This window comes from Planktothricoides raciborskii GIHE-MW2 (assembly GCF_040564635.1).
GTDB classification, from domain to species: Bacteria; Cyanobacteriota; Cyanobacteriia; order Cyanobacteriales; family Laspinemataceae; genus Planktothricoides; species Planktothricoides raciborskii.
Genome location: NZ_CP159837.1, coordinates 4,038,895 through 4,056,531, shown reverse-complemented (window position 1 = coordinate 4,056,531; position 17,637 = coordinate 4,038,895). Strand labels below are relative to the sequence as shown.

Genomic DNA, 17,637 nt, shown 5'->3' with positions numbered 1-17,637 from the left:
AGACAGGGAAAACCACAGACAAATTTCACATCACTGCTTTTTCTCATAAACAGGCTATTTTTGCTGGCCTCATTTTAATTTTTATTTACATTTATTAACAATCAATCGATCCCCTTGGGTGTTATAGTTATTAATGCTTAGTAAATTCAGTTCGTGATCTCGCTTCAATTTCTATACCAGAAACGCATCACGATAAATTAACCGTTCCCAGTTCAAGAGGAAAATTGGTTATGGCAGAAAGAAAGAAAATCGTCATTGGATGTCAAGGTGGCGGAAGTCATACCGCTTTTACCGCTGGAGTTTTGAAAAAGCTGCTCCAAGCCGGTGTCCATGAACGCTATAATATTATTGGCTTAAGTGGCACTTCGGGCGGTGCGATTTGTGCCACTACCGTTTGGTATGGTTTGTTGAAATGGGCTAAAGGCTCTAAAGAACCCCCCTACAAGTGGTTAGTTGACTTTTGGACTAAGGGCAATGCTGCCAATTCCCTCTGGGAAGAGATGATTAATGATTGGACGATTCAACTGATTAACTTGCAAGATAAAGGAATCATCCCTCAAGTGCCAGCCAATCCCTACAACACCGATTGGATTGTCAATTTAATGACGGCTTTGTCTCCCAGAAAAGAATATTTTGATTTCAAAGCCCTTCTGGAAGAATTTATTCCTTTTCAGGAAATCAACGAGATTATTGAGCCGAACAGCCCCGTCTTAGTTCTAGGCGCTTGTGATATCCTGGCGGGTGAGTTTAAAGACTTTAACTCTCGTCGCGGGGAAATTACCGTTGACGCGATTCTGGCTTCTGCGGCGATTCCGAATGTCTTCAAAGCCGTGCAAGGAATCTACTGGGATGGACTATTTTCTCAAAATCCGCCGGTTCGAGAATTAGTCGCCGATGTTTTGGATCAACGTCCTGATGAACTCTGGATTATTCAAATTAATCCAAAAACTCGGAACGATACTCCAAAAACCGCCGAAGAAATTCTAGATCGACGCAACGAACTCGCGGGCAACCTTTCTCTCTACCAAGAAGTGCGATTTATTGAATTGGTCAATGAATGGCACCGACAAGGAATGTTTAATGAAGAAGTTCAACAAAAGTATCGCCCCGTGAAAATTCGTTGGATTGATATGAGTCCCGATCTCTGTCAGTCCTTAGACTATGCTTCTAAGCTGAGTCGCTCTCGGTCATTTATTGATAAGTTGATGGCTGATGGGGAAAAACAAGCGGAACAGTTCTTAGTTCAACTTAAGATGGACACAGCAGTTCCTGTGTAAGTTTTTTGGGTTATAAATCAGGGGTTGATTTGCTTATGTTAGAAAAGCGATCGCCAATCCTGAGAATCACAAATCACTTGTGATTACCTAGTGCCTAGGGATCGGCGGCGATGACCATCGATCGACCTTGAGAGATTTAATCTAAAATCAAAAATAGGTGGAAGGTTTTCACTGTAAATCCTGCCACCTATTTTTTACTTGATGCATTTAAATCGCTGATTTAATCACTAATTTTCTTGTGAAAATCAGGATAAGTTTTGCGATCGCCTGGTCTGACCACTTTACTTTCATTGTCAGTTGCCGTGACGTTTTCATACACTCCCTCATCTCGTTTCACCAGCTTGCTAAATCCCATACTCTTATAGTCACTATTAGACGTAGGAACCACAACACTGGGGGCGGTGATTAACCGACGAACTGGGGAATTTTCCGGCGTATCCCCCGGATCGCATTTAGCCATTTGGCACAATTGGCCCCATGTTTCCAGTTTTTCATGGATGCTGTGTACCACTTCGATGGTTTTGTTGTTACTAGCGCAAAAATAATCGTAGGTTGGCATAGCGACAATTTCTCTCCATCTTCTGAATAAATTGTTGATATAGATTATGGTGACTGTGATTTATGGGTTAATCATAGATGACAAGGGTTTTTACCGTCAACCGAACCACTGGGTGGGTTTTCACTACTTTCTGGCATGGGCTGGTGACACCCTGAATCAAGAGATTTTTGGGGCAAAGGACTCAGAATCCATAAACATAACAGCTATTCACAAAGAATATTTCAGGCCGAAAATCAACTATGATAAAAGCCCGATCGGATCGGTTTTTTTGCCTAGGCGATCGCCAAATTAACATCACTATAATAGTCCCGGTATTGGAGAATTCTGGGGTGTCAAGCTCCCGCTTGACTGAGTGGGGCAATTGATGAATTGCCCCTACAGGCGAGGCTTTAGGATTGCTATATACATTAGTTGGGGTTTTTTCTCAGATTAATATTAAGAATTGTCATAATTTGCTCAAAAAAATCAAAACCCGGTTAAAATGACGAAGGTTTTTTGAAAATGCTTTACTCATATTGCGCGACAAAGGAGAATTATATGTCTATTCTCAGTACCACCATGCCTGATTTGGGCGTTGGCTATGTGGTGAAATGGTCTTATATTAGTCCCTCAGATGGAGCCGGATCCACGGTAATCAATTTGAAATGTGGTCAAGACATTGCCCTTCATCTTAATCCTCGTTACATCAACGGATGTGTTGTTCTGAACAGTCAGCTAGGTGGAGGCTGGGGTCCAGAAGAACGACCGGCTGGTTTTCCGTTGGTAAAAGGGGTAGAAACGGCTTTATTCATTACAATTCTGCCCGGTGAATTTGAAGTCAAAGCCGAAGTGTCCGGACAAGCACCTTGGGTTTATAAATATAAGCATCGGACGGCTGTAGAAAAGTTAGATGGAATTGAGGTCGGTTTTGCTTATGGTGCCGAAAATACCGCCAAATTTAAAGATTTTTATGTCCTGAAGGCATTTTAGTTGATTTGCGTAGGTTGGGTTGAGGGACTTTCCCCAGTATTGCTGTGAGGGTTACGGTTGAGTAACAGCCGTCAACCCAACCTACAATTTTAGGCGTTTCAGTCTGGTGGGTTATCCCGGCTTGGCCTCATCTATCTATCATCATCTATAGATGATGATACATTTGCTGTCAGGAAAACCTCAGCACGAATGCACAATTGTGGTCAATCTTCGATAAAAGTACGATAATTTGGTAGCGCTATTGGTGGCTACCAATGTACGACCCACAAAATATAATCAGCATTCAACTGAATATCCGCAAGTCTGATCCCCATTTACTCGACGGGTTAGATGCTTTATTGCGTCTGGGTTTGGTGACTGACGAACAGGTAAGGCAACTCTGTCAGGAATCTCTGACCAGTCCTTTGCCCCCATTCGTGGTGGCAGAATTGATCCCGGAATTAATCCCCGAATTAATCCCCGAATCATCACCAGAACCAGCCGCAGAAATTCCTCTGAGATCCTCTGCCCCGACGACCGCCCCACCTCGTCCGTCTTACATTGCCCAAGGGTTAAAATCCCTGATGGCGGAGTTGAGTGTGCAGTGGTTACTATTCCTAGGGGTGTTTATGGTGACACTCTCTTCTGGGGTATTGGTTGCGACTCAATGGGACCAGTTTCCGCCGTTTGGTCAATATTTAGTTTTATTTGCCTATACTTGTTTATTTTGGTTGGTTAGTCAGTGGACGGTTAAGCAGTCAAATTTGCAGTTAACCGCACAAACTTTACAGACAGTAACCATGTTACTGGTGCCGTTAAATTTTTGGGCGATGGATGGGTTTCGTTTGTGGAATTCGCCCCTAGGATGGATTACCGCCGCGATCGCCGCCATGACTTTAGCTGGGATGACGATTGGGACTTATCAAAAGCCTAAAAATCGGGCGAGGTCATCCCCAATTTTTTGGGGAAATTACATCTTTTTAAGTGTGTTGCATTGGGGTTGGGCTTGGCCAATTTTTCCTTTAAGTGCAGTTTATTTGGGGACGATCGCCTCTTCTGTTACTACTTTTTATCAAACAAAATATCAAACAAAATATTTAGGGCTACCACGGGGGGATCGACCCGACATTTCTGGTGCTTCAGGACGACCAACGGGCGATCGCGCCGATCTCCGGGGGAACCAAAGGGAGATTTCCCGTAAGTATTATTTATGCTTAATTTATGCCACAGGGGTGTTATTATTTCGGGGCATTTTCCTGCAAAGCATTGAGATTAGTCAATTAGGATTAGCGATCGGGATTAGTGGTTGGCTATTTGTTTGGTTGTCTGAGAAAAAATCCATTGATCCTGCTCTTTCAGAAGCAAATGTTCCCGCCTCTCCTGAGTTGGCTTTGCCGCAAATTGGCAGCTTTTTATTATTCCTTGGGTGGTTGATTGCATTTGTCAGTATTCCCTGGGCAACGGCAGCGTGGCAACCGTGGGAAGCTTTGCAAGCAATTGGCGTCAGTGGTCTAGTTTTGTGGCTGCTCTGTCGTTATTTCTGGGATAATTTTAACCGGACTTATTTGACCGCAATTTTCTTTATTGGTTTACAAGCTTGTATTTTACTTCGCCAAATTATTCCCCCTGGTTTTCGCTCGCAAGCAGTGCAAACAGGGGTAGAACTAGCCCAAGCTGCTGATGCCCCATTTACGATTTATGCAATTACTCTGATTCCTTATTTAATCTTGACGGTTTGGTTGACGGATTGGATTTACCGACAAGAAAAACCTAATGCGATCCAATGTGGTTTAACCGGAGATTATTTGAGTTTAGGGTTAGGCATAGGCATGGTGTTGCTGAGTTTGCCAAACGGGAATGTGCGATCGCTCAATTTAATCGCTACGACGATTATTTTGGCGGTGATTACTTATCGGCGGTTAATATCAGGTATTGGATTGCCAAATACAGAGGATTCGGCAGAAAAGAGCCCGAACCTTGCCCCCGCAAAAGCAGGGGAAGACCACGATAATTATCGTTTTCGACCAATTACAACGGACAATAGCTTAACTCTGGTGTATTTGACGCATATTGCTGGTTTAGGGACTGGCTTTTCTTTAATCCACAGATTTTTCCCGGATTTCATCATAGAAATTTGGGGTATGATTTGCTTGGGAGTGATGGTTATCGAGTTAGCCCTTTATCTCTGGGCAGAAAGCAATAACCAAAAACCAGAAATGATTTCATATTGGAGTTATTTCTTTGAAAAAAGTGCATATTATTTAGGGCTGGGTTTTGCTGGACTCAGTTATTATTTATTAAACCAGAATATCGCGCTGAATTATACCAATGTAAATCAAGAATTATATGCGATCTGGCTGATTGCGCCAATTTCCCTAACCGGGGTGGCTTATTGGTCAAAGAAACGGCGGTTCATGGCCTGTTGGTTGAGTGCGATCGCCCTAGTTATGGCCAATTTAGTTATCCTAGAAACGCCGATCATTCGGTTAATTGGTTTTGCCGTAGCCACGGTTTTGATGTTGATTAATACGGCATATTTACGCCAAACTGGGGCAGCCGCCATGACCGTTGGTTTTGGCCTCTGTTTTACCGCGATCGCCCTTGATTTTGGGTTGTTTGGCGTACCTCTAGTCACCGGAACAGATTGGTTAGTGGTCGCTGCGGTGGCGATCGCGGTTTTAATCTTACTACATAAGTATTTAAGCCCCTCCATAGGGGAACAGGAATCCCCCCTCGATCCCCCCTTATCAAGGGGGGTGGGCAACGAAGACCGGGCAGCAGAAGCAGAAGAAAACCAGAGTAAAAGTTTGGGATTGGTCTATGCCCCAGCGTTGAATGGTTGGGCTATCTTTCTCGCAACTTTTCTACTCATTGCCCTAACGTTTCATTCGTTTGCCCTATACTGGATTGGGTTCTATTTTGTTCCTAATTTCCAGGCTTTAATTGCCACAATTATTCTTACTGTGGCGATCGCCTATTGGAATTTCCCGATAGCTAATAATCGTTCTATCTATGCCTTAGCTTGGTGTATAGAAATTCTCGCCGCCGAAACTTTGGCATTTTTCGATCGCTCACTGCTAATTTTAGCCATTGCCAATATTGTCCTCGGATTAGCAACCCAACTATTAGGAGATTGGTATGATTCCCGCCGTCAAACTAGCGAAGAAACCATTACCAGAAGTTGGGACATTATCCCCGTAGCTTATGCGGTTTTAGGGACTATTTTTCGCTCCGGCACCTTGACCTCTTGGACCGGATTAACCACTTTAGGACTAGCCTTAACCGCCATTGGGGTAGGTCGTCGCAGTCCCCAAGGCAAGTTACTGATTTATTTCGCCTTAGTGGGAGTTTGGTTATCCGCTTATGAGGTTTTATATTATCAAATTTCCGCTTTCGGCACCGGAGATCAATTAGTTGCGATCGCGGCTTTAACCACGGGCATTTTATACGCCTATCGTCTGCTAACTCCTTGGTTAACTTATTACTTAAAACTCACCAAAGAAGAGTTAGTTATCTGCGCCCATACTCACTGGGTCATTGGCAGTAGCTTGTTAATTGCCGCGATCGCTTATCCCATTAGCTTGAATATGCTCCTCGGCATTGGCACGGGTATTTTATTAGCCCGATATGCGATTATGCAAGGTCGCCATAATCCCTATCAAAATATCGCCGAAACTTGGGTTTATCTCGGTTTACTAGAAACTGGAGCCTTGCTAATCTATGGCATCACTCAATTGCCAGAGTTTTGGTTTAATTGGGTCATCGGTTGGGCAGGGGCGATCGCTACCATCATTGCTTACTTTTTCTATTTTATCCCCTGGGAAAAATGGGGATGGCCTTCCCAACCTTGGCAGTTAAGTGCTGTCATATTACCCATCACCACTGCGTTGATATTTGGGGGCAATCTTTCATCCAGTACCTTTGTCCCCAGTAGTCTCTTAATGCCTGCGGCATTTTATATTTTTCTGGCTTGGTTTAATCGGCGATCGCCAAATTCTTTGCGGTTCACTTATGTCAGCGGTTTTCTGATTGATTGGGCGATTATTCGGTGGTTAGTACAACTGAATTTTACCGAACCTTTGGGGTATGTCATCCCAATTGCTTTTTTGTTTTTATATATTGCCCAATTCGATCCAGATTTAAAGACTGCGGAGCAAAAAGAAACCCGTTCTTTGATTCGTTTCTGCGCCACGGGTGCTATTTGTGTGGTGTCTTTGCTGACCGCAAATTGGCTGGTCACGGGATTAATCTGTATGGTGTCAATCTTTGCCGGTTTAATCTTACGAGTTCGCGCCTATCTTTATGTGGGAACTGTGGTATTTTTGCTCAATGCCATTTACCAAATGGTGGTGCTGATTTATCAAGATACTCAACTCAAATGGGCGATCGGTTTATTAGTTGGCATTGGCTTTATTTGGATTGCCGCTACCTTTGAACGCAGTCGGCAAAGAATCATTACCCTGGTACAACAGGCGATCGCTGAGTTAGAAACCTGGGAATAATTATACCGTTTCCAATTAAAAATGTAACAGTAGGGGCGCTACGGAAAAGCGCCCAAATTCACCTCGGAATTGTAGCAATAATTTTTGAACTTGGTATAATATGAGTAAATCTGAGGCGGAGGTTGAATAGATGAATTGTATCATTTGTAAAAATGGAGAAACTAGCCCAGGTTTAGTTACGGTGACATTAGAACGAGGAGAATCTATTATTATTATTAAAAAAGTCCCAGCGGAAGTGTGTAACAATTGTGGAGAATATTATTTGAGTAATCAAATTACCGAGGAAATTTTACACCGCGCCGAAATTGCGGCAAATAACGGGGCTGAAGTGGAAATTATCCGATATGCCGCTTAGAGATAGAACGAAATCACAATCGCTAACAACAACCAACAATCAACCATCAACCACCAACAAATAACAAATAACCAATAACCAATAACAAATATTTTTTGCCGTAAACTACCGATCCAACTTATGCTAAAGTGATGAATCGGATTGTGATGGATAAAAGCATCTAATGGCGATTATTGCGGTGCGAGCTTGGTATCTTCAGGAGTATGAACCAATTCGAGAATTGGAAAAACGACCGAAGGCGGATTTACGACTGAACAAAAATAGTTTGTTAAAAACCGGACTAAGGGCTGATTTTCTCGATGACAAGGATGAGGTCAGACGTTCAGCTTGGTTTGAGCGCTACTTAGAAGGGGATCCAGTCGAATTTTATATTGAAGGCAGTGGCGGCTATGCGGTGGCCAATATTGACTTGATTTCCCAGGAAATCTATTTTACGAAACAAGACGTGATGGCCCGTTTGGATCCGACCATATACTTCTCTCTGCAAGGGGAAAATCCCAGCTTGAGTGATGACCTGCGGGAAGGATTGCAAGAGGCGATCGCTCACTTAAATCAGCGATCGCGCCTCACCTTATCCCTGGAAGAAGCCCAGCGCCCAGATACGGGGCTGTTGCGTCCGAGTAATAGTCGGATGCGGAAATTGCGCCAGAGTTTACTGTTTATCGCCGATATGACTCCGGTTGCCACTGCTAAAGATCGCTTCGGAAATCCTGCCCGGGGAATTCCCAGTCCGACGGTATGTGTAGAATTGGGCTATGCTCTACAAAGCAAGCGTCGGGAACAAATCTTACTGGTGCAACAATTATCAGAGGACACCCCAAAAGAATTGCCCTTTGATTGGCCTTCATTACAGATGATTCAGTTCCGCGATCGCGCCGAACTAGAGGAAATTTTACCCGGTGCGATCGAAGCTCAACTGCAACGTTATAGCTTATTTTCTTAACCCGGAAATTGCCCACGGATTAAGCGACTCCAGTGGCAATTTCCCCACAGAAAATTAGTCAATTCTTCTCAATTTATCTTTTCCAGGTCGCTCGCAAATATTCCGAGATCCGATTGGTGATAATTAGTTAAGGAGAATTTGTCATGCCAAGAACTCCAGATGAAATTGCGGTGTATATATTTTTGACAGGTGGACAACGGGAATGCGTCAAATTTCCCACTATCCAAGACTTTCAAAAATGGTATCAAGGGGTATTAGTCCCCAAAGCGGAAAGTCAAGAATTTGTCAACGTCCCCATTAAAAATATCCAAGGGGAATACATGGTAGTCCGACCATCTGCGATCTTAGCCATTCGGGTAGAACCTATTTTTGGATCGACCAATATGGATCGGGATCAAATGGCCTAATTACCAAAATCAAATTACCACAATCAAATCCTGTAGGGGCGAAGCATGACCGCAGATATTTTATTGACTAAAAGCAGTAACTTATTACGGTCATGCTTCGCCCGTAAATAGAACACCGTTGTCATTAAATCAGAGGAAAAACTCTAAAAAGCCCCCCTTCCCAAGGGGGGTTGGGGGAATCGAGATATTGATGAAAGCCTTCTCGTCTATTTATCTCTTTGACTTTGCAAATAAGTTAACCCCCATTGGTGCATTTCCTTCAAAATTGGTTTGAGACTTTCCCCCAACGGAGTCAGAGAATATTCAACTTTTGGCGGAACTTGGGCATAAACTTCTCGATGAATAATGCCGTCAGCTTCCATTTCTCTGAGTTGTTGAGTCAGCATTTTTTGGGTAATCCCATGTAGCACACGATGTAACTCATTAAAACGTTTCACTCCTTGAAAAAGTTCTCGCAAAATTAACACTTTCCAGCGTCCCCCAATCACTTTAATCGTGCTTTCCACCGCACAAGTGAGGCGATCGCTCATATCCTCTCGATCAATCTGCCCCACAGACAGATCGGTAATCTGAAATTCTTGCTGAGTCGTACTGCTTACCATAGTCCCTTCATAGTATCTTTTTGGTAAGTACCCCACTTTAAAGTGCGTACTTTACATTTTGATTGTAAATATTTTAACCTGGAAACAGGATCAAACCAGAGACAAAAATCTTGCCACCTGCTGCACTCTGGTTCATTAACTAATTTTAAAATAGAGGAAGAACCCATGAGCAAACCTGTAATTGCTGACAAAAAACCTGCCGTTCTCGAACTAGAAGCTGGAACTTATTATTATTGTACTTGTGGTCAATCCAGCAACCAACCATTCTGTGATGGCAAACATCAAGGTACAGATTTTACTCCCATGCAATTTAAATTAGACGAGAAAAAAAAGGTAGCATTATGTCAGTGCAAACATACCAATAATGCCCCATTTTGCGATGGTGCTCATCTGGGATTATAAATTACTTTAGGATTTCCAGACAAGGGAGAAACAATCACATTTTCATCGTAGAGGCGAGCAAGCGAATCGCCCCTACGAACCGGATTTGGTATAACCTTTTATTTTCCCAAACATTTTCCCAAACATCTTCCAAACCATTATGCTAACAATTAGAAAATCTCAAGAACGCGGACACGCTAATCGTGGGTGGTTAGACTCCTATCATACTTTTTCCTTTGCCAGCTATTACGATCCAAATTTCATGGGATTTGGCAATCTCCGCGTGATTAATGAAGACCGAGTGCAACCAAAAATGGGTTTTCCCACTCATTCCCATCAAGATATGGAAATTGTCACTTATGTTATTGAAGGGGCTTTAGAACATAAAGATAGTATGGGAAATAGTTCGGTGATTCGTCCCGGAGAAGTGCAGCGCATGAGTGCGGGAACCGGAGTCAGTCACAGCGAATATAACCATTCGGATAATGAGTTAGTTCATCTGCTACAAATTTGGATTTTGCCGGAAAAAAAGGGGCTGCCTGCCAGTTATGAACAAAAAATGTATTCCCCCGCAGAAAAGATCGGTCAGTTACGTTTAGTGGGTTCTAGGGATGGTCGAGATGGTTCAGTGACAATTCATCAAGATGTGAATTTATATGCTAGTTTGTTGGCTGCTGGAGATAAAATTGAATCGGAAATTAAGCGCGATCGCCTAATTTGGTTACAGCTTATCAAAGGACAAATCACTGTAAATAATCAGGCAATTTCTGCCGGAGATGCGGTGGCAATGGTGGATGAATTAACCATTATTTTATCTGCCGAAAGCGATGCAGAATTTTTACTATTTGACTTAGGCAGATAGTCAACATTATTCAATCAAATTTAAAAATAAAAATAGGGGCAATTAATTAATTGCTCCTATGATCAAAAATTTTATTTTGTGAGGTATTTTCTGAATCGGTTTAACTATTCAGATTTCACAAAGTTCAACGAAGCAGAATTAATGCAATAGCGTAATCCGGTGGGTTTTGGGCCATCATTAAAAACGTGACCCAAGTGAGCATCACAAGCGGCACAAAGCACCTCGGTTCGCCGCATAAAGAAGCTAAAGTCACTCTCTTCTTTGATATTTTCATCCTGAATCGGCGCCCAAAAAGATGGCCAACCTGTCCCAGAGTCAAATTTTGTATCTGAAGTAAAGAGATCAGCCCCACAACAAATACATTGATACTTTCCTTTTTCTTTATTGTCGTGATAAGCCCCAGTAAAGGCTCTTTCTGTGCCTTTTTTGCGGGTAACTTTAAACTGTTCTTCGGTTAATTGCTGTTTCCACTCTTGTTCGGTTTTTTCTACTCTCTGAACCATGATTCGCTCCGGTTGTGATTAAATTGGACTCATAAAAAATTATACGAAATCTAGCCACAAAAAGTTTTTTTATTTTTCAAATCACAAATAACCAACAGGGTGTAGGGTGTAGGGTGTAGGGTGTAGGGTGTAGGGTGTAGGGTGTAGGGTGTAGGGGAAGAGGATGCATAGGATGCATAGGATGCATAGGATGCATAGGATGCATAGGAAAATTCTCTATTCTCTTTTCTCTATTCTCTTTTCTCTCTTCCCCACACACCCCACACACCCCACACTCCCCACACCCCAACCAACAACCAACAACCAACAACCAACAAACAACAAACCCGGTTGATTAGACCGGGTTCGTGACTGCTCCTGAATTGAAGGGATGACTTTATATAGCAGTTTGAAATATTGTGAGGTGTAGTGGCTCTGTGGATTCCCGCATTCGCGGGAATGACAGAGAAAGCTCAGTACCTCATAAGTATGAGAAACGCTATATTTGCTGGAGATGGACTTGAGCACTTTGAGCGACGATTTCCATTTCATCACTTGCCAGTTGCTCTAAAGTCGCTCGTACTTCTGCCCCACCAAGTGTCCCTAATGCTTGGGTCAGTCGGTGACGAATTTGCCAATCGGGATCCGTGGCATAAGGCAGCAATAACGCGATCGCCCGTCGATCGCCCAGTTCCCCTAATGCGCTAATAGCGACAGTTTTTACCAGTTGTTCCCCGTTGAGCAGAGCATCTTCTAGGACTTCAAACGATCGCGGATATCCCATTTCTCCCAGGGCTGCCACAATACTAAATTTAACCAGCCACTCTTTAGTGGTTTCGTATTGTTGGCGCAAGTCATCAAAGGCTTCGGTCAATTTTAAGGCGGCTAAAGCATCCGCAGCGGCTGCTTGGACATCGGCTTCTGAGTCATTATGTAGCCGATCGCGCAGTACAGTTAAGGCTGTTTCTCGATCCTGCTCACCCAAACTCGTCATCTGACTCACCGCAGCATAGCGAACTCGAGCACTTTGGTCTTTAATGGCTGTTTGTATCAGTTGAAATGCGATCGCCGGGTCAAGTTGACGTAAATCATTGACTGCACGGAGGCGATCGCCCACATTTTCTGACTGTAGCTGTTGCTGAATAGACTCAGGAGTTATCGTCATGTTCGTAATTTAATAAATGCTCGATTATTATTCGCTAGAGATTCTTACAAGTATACAATCAACTAATCTTCACCGGAAGCCATAAATCTGACAATATCTCCACGAGTAATAATTCCTACAACATGGCCATTATCATCAATTACCGGCAGGCGATCGATCCGCTTTTCATTCAGCAACCTGGCGGCATCTTTAACAGATTTTCCTGGTTTAATCGTCAAAACATGATCGCTCATCACTTCGCCTACAGTTTGGCCCAATGCCTTATGGAGTTCTCGCTGATAACGCCCTGGATTTTCCAAATAAATCACGCTATCCAGTAACATAATATAAGCTGGCGGTTTTACCTCCGTTTCTTTCCACATCAAGTCACCTTCTGAGATGATTCCCAGCAGTTTTCCTGACTCATCAACTACGGGCAAACCGCCAATTCGTTTTTCCGCTAAAATCTTAATCGCCTCTTCTAAAGAAGTTTGAGGCTGCACTAAGATCGGATCGCGGGTCATTACTTCACCAACTGTTTTTGACATACTTCTGATTACATTTATAACTAATTTTCAGCCATCGAAATCTGCTTGCTTAGAATCTTGGTTAGAATATTTCTTATCCGCATCAAGACATCTAGGCTATCTGCTAAGTAAGCTAAACAAGAAGCTAAACAAGCATTTCTTTTTACCAGCTTATTACCAGATTAGATGATGGGTTGCCCCAATTTTATCTAAGATGATGGATCTGTTATTTTGCTGAACCGAACCCAATAAACGAGACTAGAGTCTAGCTAATTTTTAGCCTAGGTGATATTTTCTCTAACCCAGGCGTTTGAATGACTTCGGATCCAGATCCTAATCAATCAGGTTAGATTACTGGAACGTTTGACTGTGCTAGAAAAATTTTCGCAGATATCCGCACAAAAGTCGATCTTTTCTGGAAATTTAAACTATTACTTCAAAGGAAAGGCGATCGGCAAACTATCGTTGACCTTGTTATGATCTTTTGTAAAGATTTATGTAGAGATTTGAGCGATGACACCCATAAATGATCCACAAGCAACGCCACCGTCAATGGCACCGTCAATGGTAGAGTCAATGGCACCGTCAACGGCACCGTCAATAGCACAGACAACATATAAGTGTGTTTCCATTTGCCAGTATCAATCTTGTCAGCGCAACGGATCCGCAGAGGTGCTGGCGATGTTTCAGCAACTTAGATTGCCGGAGTTCACGGTGAGTGGCTGTGGTTGTCTCGGTCAGTGCAGTTCCGGCCCAACGGTGAAGGTAAACCCCGATGATGTTTGGTATTGCCGGGTTAAACCCACCGATGTGCCGGAGATTATCGAACAACATCTTCAAGAGGGTAAACCTGTGGATCGGTTACTCCACCCCAGGATTCATCCCCGATTTTATTAAATGGTAGGGTGGGCAAAATTGCCCACCTTAGTGGTAGGGTAGGCAAGATTTTGCCCACCCTACATTAAACAATTGGAGAAAACCCACGTTTTGATTAATTCGTTGACCTGTTGGGGAATTTCATCATGGGGGCAATGACCGGCTTTGAGGAAGTATTCGGTGAGTTGGGGATAATATTGACGAAACTTTTGACTGCGATCGCGCACATTCATCCAGGGATCGCCTTCCCCCCACAGAGTCAACAGGGGACAGTTCAACTCTTGGAGTAGCTGGTCTACTTTTTCCCCAGAAGGAGACTTGAACACCGAAGCAAAAACCCCCGCCGCCCCCGGATCGCAGGAAGGACGATAAATTTCTTCCACCAGTCGATCCGTCACCGCAGTGGTATCCAGATAGACTTTTTCCAGGGTTTTCCGAATCACCGATCGCCGTCTGGTCCATTGGAAAATCAAAAAGCTGACCCACTCTTGGCGAAAAACTCCTCGGATCAGTTGATTCATCCCTTGCCGAACGGGTGATGGTTTGGGCGCCGATGGTGTGTCCGATGATGTGTCCGTTGATGTCTCGCTAAAAGGCCCCGCACTATTAAGTAAAATCACCCCAGCGGCAGACTCAGGGCGCTGGGCTGCCAAACATAAGGAAGCATAACCCCCCAGGGAGTTACCGGCTAACACCACGGGCGACCCAATTTGTGCTTGGATGAAATCATGCAGTTGATCGCGCCAAAGTTCCCCCCCGTAGACCCATTTCGGTTTCGCCGAACGGCCAAAACCAATCAGGTCGATCGCCCATACTTCAAAATCTTGTTGTAATTCCTGAATATTTTTCCGCCAATGGTCGGTGGAAGCCCCAAAACCATGTACTAATAACAACGGTGGGCGCCCCGAATGTCGGTTTCCGGCCCGAACATAATAAATCGACTGTTCGCGCCATTGCCAGTAATCACCGCAAATTTCTGCTGAAGCCAGGACTGCACTATCCGCCATGATGATTAAGAATTAATAAGTTTTGTGAATAATTGTATCTTAAGGTGTGGGGAAGCGGGGAAGCAGAGGAGCGGGGGAGCGGGGGTGCAGTTAAAAGTCGTAGGGGCGAATGGCCATTCGCCCGTACAAGTGAACAGTCGTAGGGGCGAATGGCCATTCGCCCGTACAAAAAAAATATCACTATTCACTATTCACTATTCACTATTCACTATTCACTCTCCCCTCTGCTCCTCTGCTCCTCTGCTCCTCTGCCGACGGCGGGCACCCCCGCACCAGAAGCTCCCCACACCCTACATCGGATAGATTTGTAAATCCAAAGAATGAGTGATTATTCAATAAAAAATTTTAATAAAAATTTAACTTTTTTCCTATTTAGACCCAGGTTAAGCATGGGATGGAAATCACTCTATTTTGCCGGATTTGGCTGGGGGGTCGTTGATGGATCTGATTCTGTGTAATTACCGAGAAGATAGTCCAGATAAGGGGGTGAACTCCTGGGATAACATCGATCGCCCTAAGCTATTTCCGGTTTTCTGGATGGCCTGATTCCGTAAAAACTCGCACGATCCAGTCCATCGACAAATAGGCTATTATAACTATGAATGCCTAAATACGGAATCAAATGTGTGGAATTCAAGATGCAATGATTCCCTGGGAATTATTTGAATCTGACTAAACCTCTGGTGTTTTGCTGATTCTTGAGATAAAATAAAAATATACTTAGTGAGAACCTTGGGTCACGAGCAGTATGATTTGGATGATTTGGCAACTACAAATTCCGTGACCTGCCGCCAAAAAAGGCTGGCAAGTTTGATGACAAACAAATGCCGATCCATCGGCTGTCAATGCCGCACACGCACTGATCAATAATTAATATTTAATCGGTTAACTGGATCCTGCTTAACGAGTCACAGATTGTGCGGGTTTGACCCTATATCTATCTGAAACTCAATGATCCACCTTGGGGAGCAACTTACCTTTTTGGATGCGATCGCTTTGTTGCCGGAATCCACAACAATTCGCGATCGGGGTGACACAAATATCCCTTTTTTGGTGAGTTGCCATCATATGCAATCATCAGTATCTTTCATAAGTATCTTTCGATACATTCAAGCATCATTGACGATTTTTGTCTATGATTCTGACATGGCTGCGAAAGTAACAAAGTAACTCGGTGATTAGCGCTGATTAGCATTTAGGCAATTAGCAACTCCTCAAGGATATTTAGGATGACACCTAGACAAACCATGTTCATTTATTAATCAAAACTGCGGGGTTTTTCTGTGATTGCTATATCACCTCGGATCAAAGGACGTAGCTGGAACAAAATTAGCTTTGCCTCCACGCTATATCTCTGTCCAATTTTAGATTTGCTATTGGCAGAAATTCCCAGTCAATGGCAAGCAGAAATTAGACTGGGACTACAAGAAGCTTTAGTGAATGCAGCTAAACATGGCAATAACCTAGACCCAAGTAAAACAGTTGAAATTCGGTTTTCGGTAGTTCGTGATGAGTATTGGTGGATCATTTCCGATCAAGGAAATGGTTTTTATTGCCCCAATTCGGCTTATGCCAATGAAACTAATGAAGAATTCCCGCACGAGGAAGAGGAATGCGGCAGAGGATTGTTTATTTTACACCAGATTTTCGATAAAGTTCATTGGAATAATAACCTGAGAGAATTAAGTCTATGTAAGGTTGTGAATCACTATTCTCGTAGCCCAATATTGCGTTAAGCTTTGCTCCCTCACGGTAAACCGTGAATTATTGATGATGGCGGTAAGCGTTCAGAGAGCAGCGCTAATTTTTCAGCGATTAATAGGTTTTCCGCCTTGCCGATCGCCCTTTGGCTACCCACTGAATGCTTACATAATAGTGGTTAATTATCTAATCTTCATCAGTCAACCAAGGAATCATCTTTTAAATTAATAAAAGTTGGTTTCTATTGACTCATTTGGACTGACGGCGATCGCCATGAGTGGGACAAGGGGGCGCCGAAATTGACCGATCTAACCACCCTGTTGCTTGTTGTAAATGCGCCAGGGCTTCTTCGGGATTATTTTTTAACAAAAAGACTAGAGCAACCGCAGTTTGTTCCAGCGATCGGGCATTGCGGTTAGATTTGCTTTTATGCCAATTCAGATCGGTAATACTCAAGCGTTCCGCCAAAGCTTGAGCCAATTCTAAGGTACTGACATCCTGCAATTTGGCAGAGGTGGGACTTTGTAAATTCGCAGAAATGGCAAATAAGGGATTGTTGGGCATTGTGGCCATAAAATAAATCCAGCAGTTAATACAGCAATATTTTCACTCTACAGATATTTTAGGTTTTCGGATGACATCGCCTACTCCCAACCCCAACGAACCCACCCCCACCCCAGAAAGCAATCAACAGTCTGATGATGACTTGGATTTTGCCACAGCCTTGCAAGAAGTCGAAAAATCTCTCAGTGATTTAAAGCAACGCTACAGCGAAATCGAGCAAAATCAAGCCCTGCAAGCGCAACTCAGGGAACGTGCCGCAGAGTTAAAAAAAGAATTACGCCGTACTCCCAGTTATGAGCGATCGCGTCGTCAACCCCTCCGCGACGAACTGCGACATATCCAGGAACAACTTGACACCATTGAACTCAATTTAGAAAGTCAACTTTTTAGCTTATCCAGTTTAAAAGAACCTTTTTGGCAAGCGATCCGGTTTGGCGGGTTGGGCCTTATTATAGGCTGGATCTTAAAATCTTGTGCTGGTTGACCGGATTTTTATTGAT

General features: G+C 43.5%; 18 protein-coding genes. 11 read left to right on the top strand and 7 right to left on the bottom strand.

The features are described from left to right. Window positions 1-230 precede the first annotated feature (230 nt). Window positions 231-1,277, top strand: coding sequence for a patatin-like phospholipase family protein (locus tag ABWT76_RS17235; protein WP_190880632.1), 1,047 nt, complete (start codon window positions 231-233; stop codon window positions 1,275-1,277). 220 nt (window positions 1,278-1,497) lie between these two features. Here the strand turns inward: ABWT76_RS17235 and ABWT76_RS17230 are convergent, their stop codons facing one another. Next, window positions 1,498-1,836, bottom strand: coding sequence for a zinc ribbon domain-containing protein (locus tag ABWT76_RS17230; protein ID WP_190880634.1), 339 nt, complete (start codon window positions 1,834-1,836; stop codon window positions 1,498-1,500). A gap of 537 nt (window positions 1,837-2,373) precedes the next feature. Here ABWT76_RS17230 and ABWT76_RS17225 point away from each other — a divergent pair. The 5 genes from ABWT76_RS17225 (at window position 2,374) to ABWT76_RS17205 (ending at window position 8,991) form a co-directional block, all read left to right on the top strand. Then, window positions 2,374-2,805, top strand: a complete 432-nt coding sequence (locus ABWT76_RS17225) for a galectin family protein (protein WP_354634676.1) — start codon at window positions 2,374-2,376, stop codon at window positions 2,803-2,805. 254 nt (window positions 2,806-3,059) lie between these two features. Further along, window positions 3,060-7,286 (top strand): hypothetical protein, encoded by a 4,227-nt coding sequence (locus ABWT76_RS17220; RefSeq protein WP_354634675.1) that lies wholly within the window; start codon window positions 3,060-3,062, stop codon window positions 7,284-7,286. A 130-nt stretch (window positions 7,287-7,416) separates the two neighbouring features. After that, window positions 7,417-7,641, top strand: a complete 225-nt coding sequence (locus tag ABWT76_RS17215) for a type II toxin-antitoxin system MqsA family antitoxin (RefSeq protein ID WP_354634673.1) — start codon at window positions 7,417-7,419, stop codon at window positions 7,639-7,641. Window positions 7,642-7,804: 163 nt separating this feature from the next. Then, window positions 7,805-8,584, top strand: a complete 780-nt coding sequence (locus ABWT76_RS17210; protein WP_354634672.1) for a hypothetical protein — start codon at window positions 7,805-7,807, stop codon at window positions 8,582-8,584. A gap of 143 nt (window positions 8,585-8,727) precedes the next feature. Continuing rightward, on the top strand, window positions 8,728-8,991 hold the full coding sequence (locus tag ABWT76_RS17205; protein WP_054470331.1) for a hypothetical protein: 264 nt from the start codon (window positions 8,728-8,730) through the stop codon (window positions 8,989-8,991). 206 nt (window positions 8,992-9,197) lie between these two features. Here ABWT76_RS17205 and ABWT76_RS17200 read toward each other — a convergent pair whose 3' ends face one another. Beyond that, entirely contained in the window at window positions 9,198-9,521 is a 324-nt protein-coding gene (locus ABWT76_RS17200; RefSeq protein WP_054466944.1) for a helix-turn-helix domain-containing protein, read from the bottom strand. Between the two features lie 237 nt (window positions 9,522-9,758). Between ABWT76_RS17200 and ABWT76_RS17195 the strand changes: the two genes are divergently transcribed. Together ABWT76_RS17195 and ABWT76_RS17190 are read left to right on the top strand one after the other, a co-directional pair. After that, a complete protein-coding gene (locus tag ABWT76_RS17195) occupies window positions 9,759-9,995 on the top strand; it encodes a CDGSH iron-sulfur domain-containing protein (protein ID WP_054466874.1) in 237 nt (78 codons plus the stop codon). A 139-nt stretch (window positions 9,996-10,134) separates the two neighbouring features. Further along, window positions 10,135-10,836 carry a pirin family protein gene (locus tag ABWT76_RS17190; RefSeq protein ID WP_354634671.1) on the top strand — a complete coding sequence of 234 codons (702 nt, stop codon included), beginning with the start codon at window positions 10,135-10,137 and terminating at the stop codon, window positions 10,834-10,836. Window positions 10,837-10,940: 104 nt separating this feature from the next. Here the strand turns inward: ABWT76_RS17190 and msrB are convergent, their stop codons facing one another. The 3 genes from msrB to ABWT76_RS17175 all read right to left on the bottom strand — a co-directional run bounded on the left by msrB (window position 10,941) and on the right by ABWT76_RS17175 (window position 13,010). Continuing rightward, on the bottom strand, window positions 10,941-11,339 hold the full coding sequence (msrB, locus tag ABWT76_RS17185) for a peptide-methionine (R)-S-oxide reductase MsrB (RefSeq protein ID WP_054466876.1): 399 nt from the start codon (window positions 11,337-11,339) through the stop codon (window positions 10,941-10,943). Between the two features lie 478 nt (window positions 11,340-11,817). Next, window positions 11,818-12,483, bottom strand: a complete 666-nt coding sequence (nblB, locus tag ABWT76_RS17180; protein ID WP_354634670.1) for a phycobilisome degradation protein NblB — start codon at window positions 12,481-12,483, stop codon at window positions 11,818-11,820. A gap of 62 nt (window positions 12,484-12,545) precedes the next feature. After that, a complete protein-coding gene (locus ABWT76_RS17175; RefSeq protein WP_072160781.1) occupies window positions 12,546-13,010 on the bottom strand; it encodes a CBS domain-containing protein in 465 nt (154 codons plus the stop codon). Between the two features lie 543 nt (window positions 13,011-13,553). Here ABWT76_RS17175 and ABWT76_RS17170 point away from each other — a divergent pair. Further along, window positions 13,554-13,886, top strand: a complete 333-nt coding sequence (locus ABWT76_RS17170; protein WP_054466945.1) for a ferredoxin — start codon at window positions 13,554-13,556, stop codon at window positions 13,884-13,886. A 59-nt stretch (window positions 13,887-13,945) separates the two neighbouring features. On the opposite strand, the gene ABWT76_RS17165 is transcribed toward ABWT76_RS17170, so the two are convergent. After that, on the bottom strand, window positions 13,946-14,872 hold the full coding sequence (locus ABWT76_RS17165) for an alpha/beta fold hydrolase (RefSeq protein ID WP_054466879.1): 927 nt from the start codon (window positions 14,870-14,872) through the stop codon (window positions 13,946-13,948). A gap of 1,283 nt (window positions 14,873-16,155) precedes the next feature. Between ABWT76_RS17165 and ABWT76_RS17160 the strand changes: the two genes are divergently transcribed. Beyond that, window positions 16,156-16,608, top strand: a complete 453-nt coding sequence (locus tag ABWT76_RS17160) for an ATP-binding protein (RefSeq protein WP_190879254.1) — start codon at window positions 16,156-16,158, stop codon at window positions 16,606-16,608. Window positions 16,609-16,822: 214 nt separating this feature from the next. Here ABWT76_RS17160 and ABWT76_RS17155 read toward each other — a convergent pair whose 3' ends face one another. Beyond that, window positions 16,823-17,137 carry a DUF6439 family protein gene (locus tag ABWT76_RS17155; RefSeq protein WP_190879269.1) on the bottom strand — a complete coding sequence of 105 codons (315 nt, stop codon included), beginning with the start codon at window positions 17,135-17,137 and terminating at the stop codon, window positions 16,823-16,825. Window positions 17,138-17,207: 70 nt separating this feature from the next. Between ABWT76_RS17155 and ABWT76_RS17150 the strand changes: the two genes are divergently transcribed. Next, on the top strand, window positions 17,208-17,621 hold the full coding sequence (locus tag ABWT76_RS17150) for a hypothetical protein (protein WP_054466881.1): 414 nt from the start codon (window positions 17,208-17,210) through the stop codon (window positions 17,619-17,621). The last annotated feature ends 16 nt before the right edge of the window (window positions 17,622-17,637 follow it).

Excerpts from the sequence above, each read along its gene's own strand:
- ABWT76_RS17225 (WP_354634676.1), top strand. The coding sequence starts at position 2,374 with ATGTCTATTCTCAGTACCACCATGCCTGATTTGGGCGTTGGCTATGTG.
- ABWT76_RS17210 (WP_354634672.1), top strand. The coding sequence starts at position 7,805 with ATGGCGATTATTGCGGTGCGAGCTTGGTATCTTCAGGAGTATGAACCA.
- ABWT76_RS17165 (WP_054466879.1), bottom strand. The coding sequence starts at position 14,872 with ATGGCGGATAGTGCAGTCCTGGCTTCAGCAGAAATTTGCGGTGATTAC.
- ABWT76_RS17175 (WP_072160781.1), bottom strand. The coding sequence starts at position 13,010 with ATGTCAAAAACAGTTGGTGAAGTAATGACCCGCGATCCGATCTTAGTG.
- ABWT76_RS17215 (WP_354634673.1), top strand. The coding sequence starts at position 7,417 with ATGAATTGTATCATTTGTAAAAATGGAGAAACTAGCCCAGGTTTAGTT.
- ABWT76_RS17200 (WP_054466944.1), bottom strand. The coding sequence starts at position 9,521 with ATGAGCGATCGCCTCACTTGTGCGGTGGAAAGCACGATTAAAGTGATT.
- ABWT76_RS17170 (WP_054466945.1), top strand. The coding sequence starts at position 13,554 with ATGGTAGAGTCAATGGCACCGTCAACGGCACCGTCAATAGCACAGACA.
- nblB (WP_354634670.1), bottom strand. The coding sequence starts at position 12,483 with ATGACGATAACTCCTGAGTCTATTCAGCAACAGCTACAGTCAGAAAAT.
- ABWT76_RS17230 (WP_190880634.1), bottom strand. The coding sequence starts at position 1,836 with ATGCCAACCTACGATTATTTTTGCGCTAGTAACAACAAAACCATCGAA.
- ABWT76_RS17205 (WP_054470331.1), top strand. The coding sequence starts at position 8,728 with ATGCCAAGAACTCCAGATGAAATTGCGGTGTATATATTTTTGACAGGT.
- ABWT76_RS17220 (WP_354634675.1), top strand. The coding sequence starts at position 3,060 with ATGTACGACCCACAAAATATAATCAGCATTCAACTGAATATCCGCAAG.
- ABWT76_RS17155 (WP_190879269.1), bottom strand. The coding sequence starts at position 17,137 with ATGCCCAACAATCCCTTATTTGCCATTTCTGCGAATTTACAAAGTCCC.
- msrB (WP_054466876.1), bottom strand. The coding sequence starts at position 11,339 with ATGGTTCAGAGAGTAGAAAAAACCGAACAAGAGTGGAAACAGCAATTA.
- ABWT76_RS17150 (WP_054466881.1), top strand. The coding sequence starts at position 17,208 with ATGACATCGCCTACTCCCAACCCCAACGAACCCACCCCCACCCCAGAA.
- ABWT76_RS17195 (WP_054466874.1), top strand. The coding sequence starts at position 9,759 with ATGAGCAAACCTGTAATTGCTGACAAAAAACCTGCCGTTCTCGAACTA.
- ABWT76_RS17235 (WP_190880632.1), top strand. The coding sequence starts at position 231 with ATGGCAGAAAGAAAGAAAATCGTCATTGGATGTCAAGGTGGCGGAAGT.
- ABWT76_RS17190 (WP_354634671.1), top strand. The coding sequence starts at position 10,135 with ATGCTAACAATTAGAAAATCTCAAGAACGCGGACACGCTAATCGTGGG.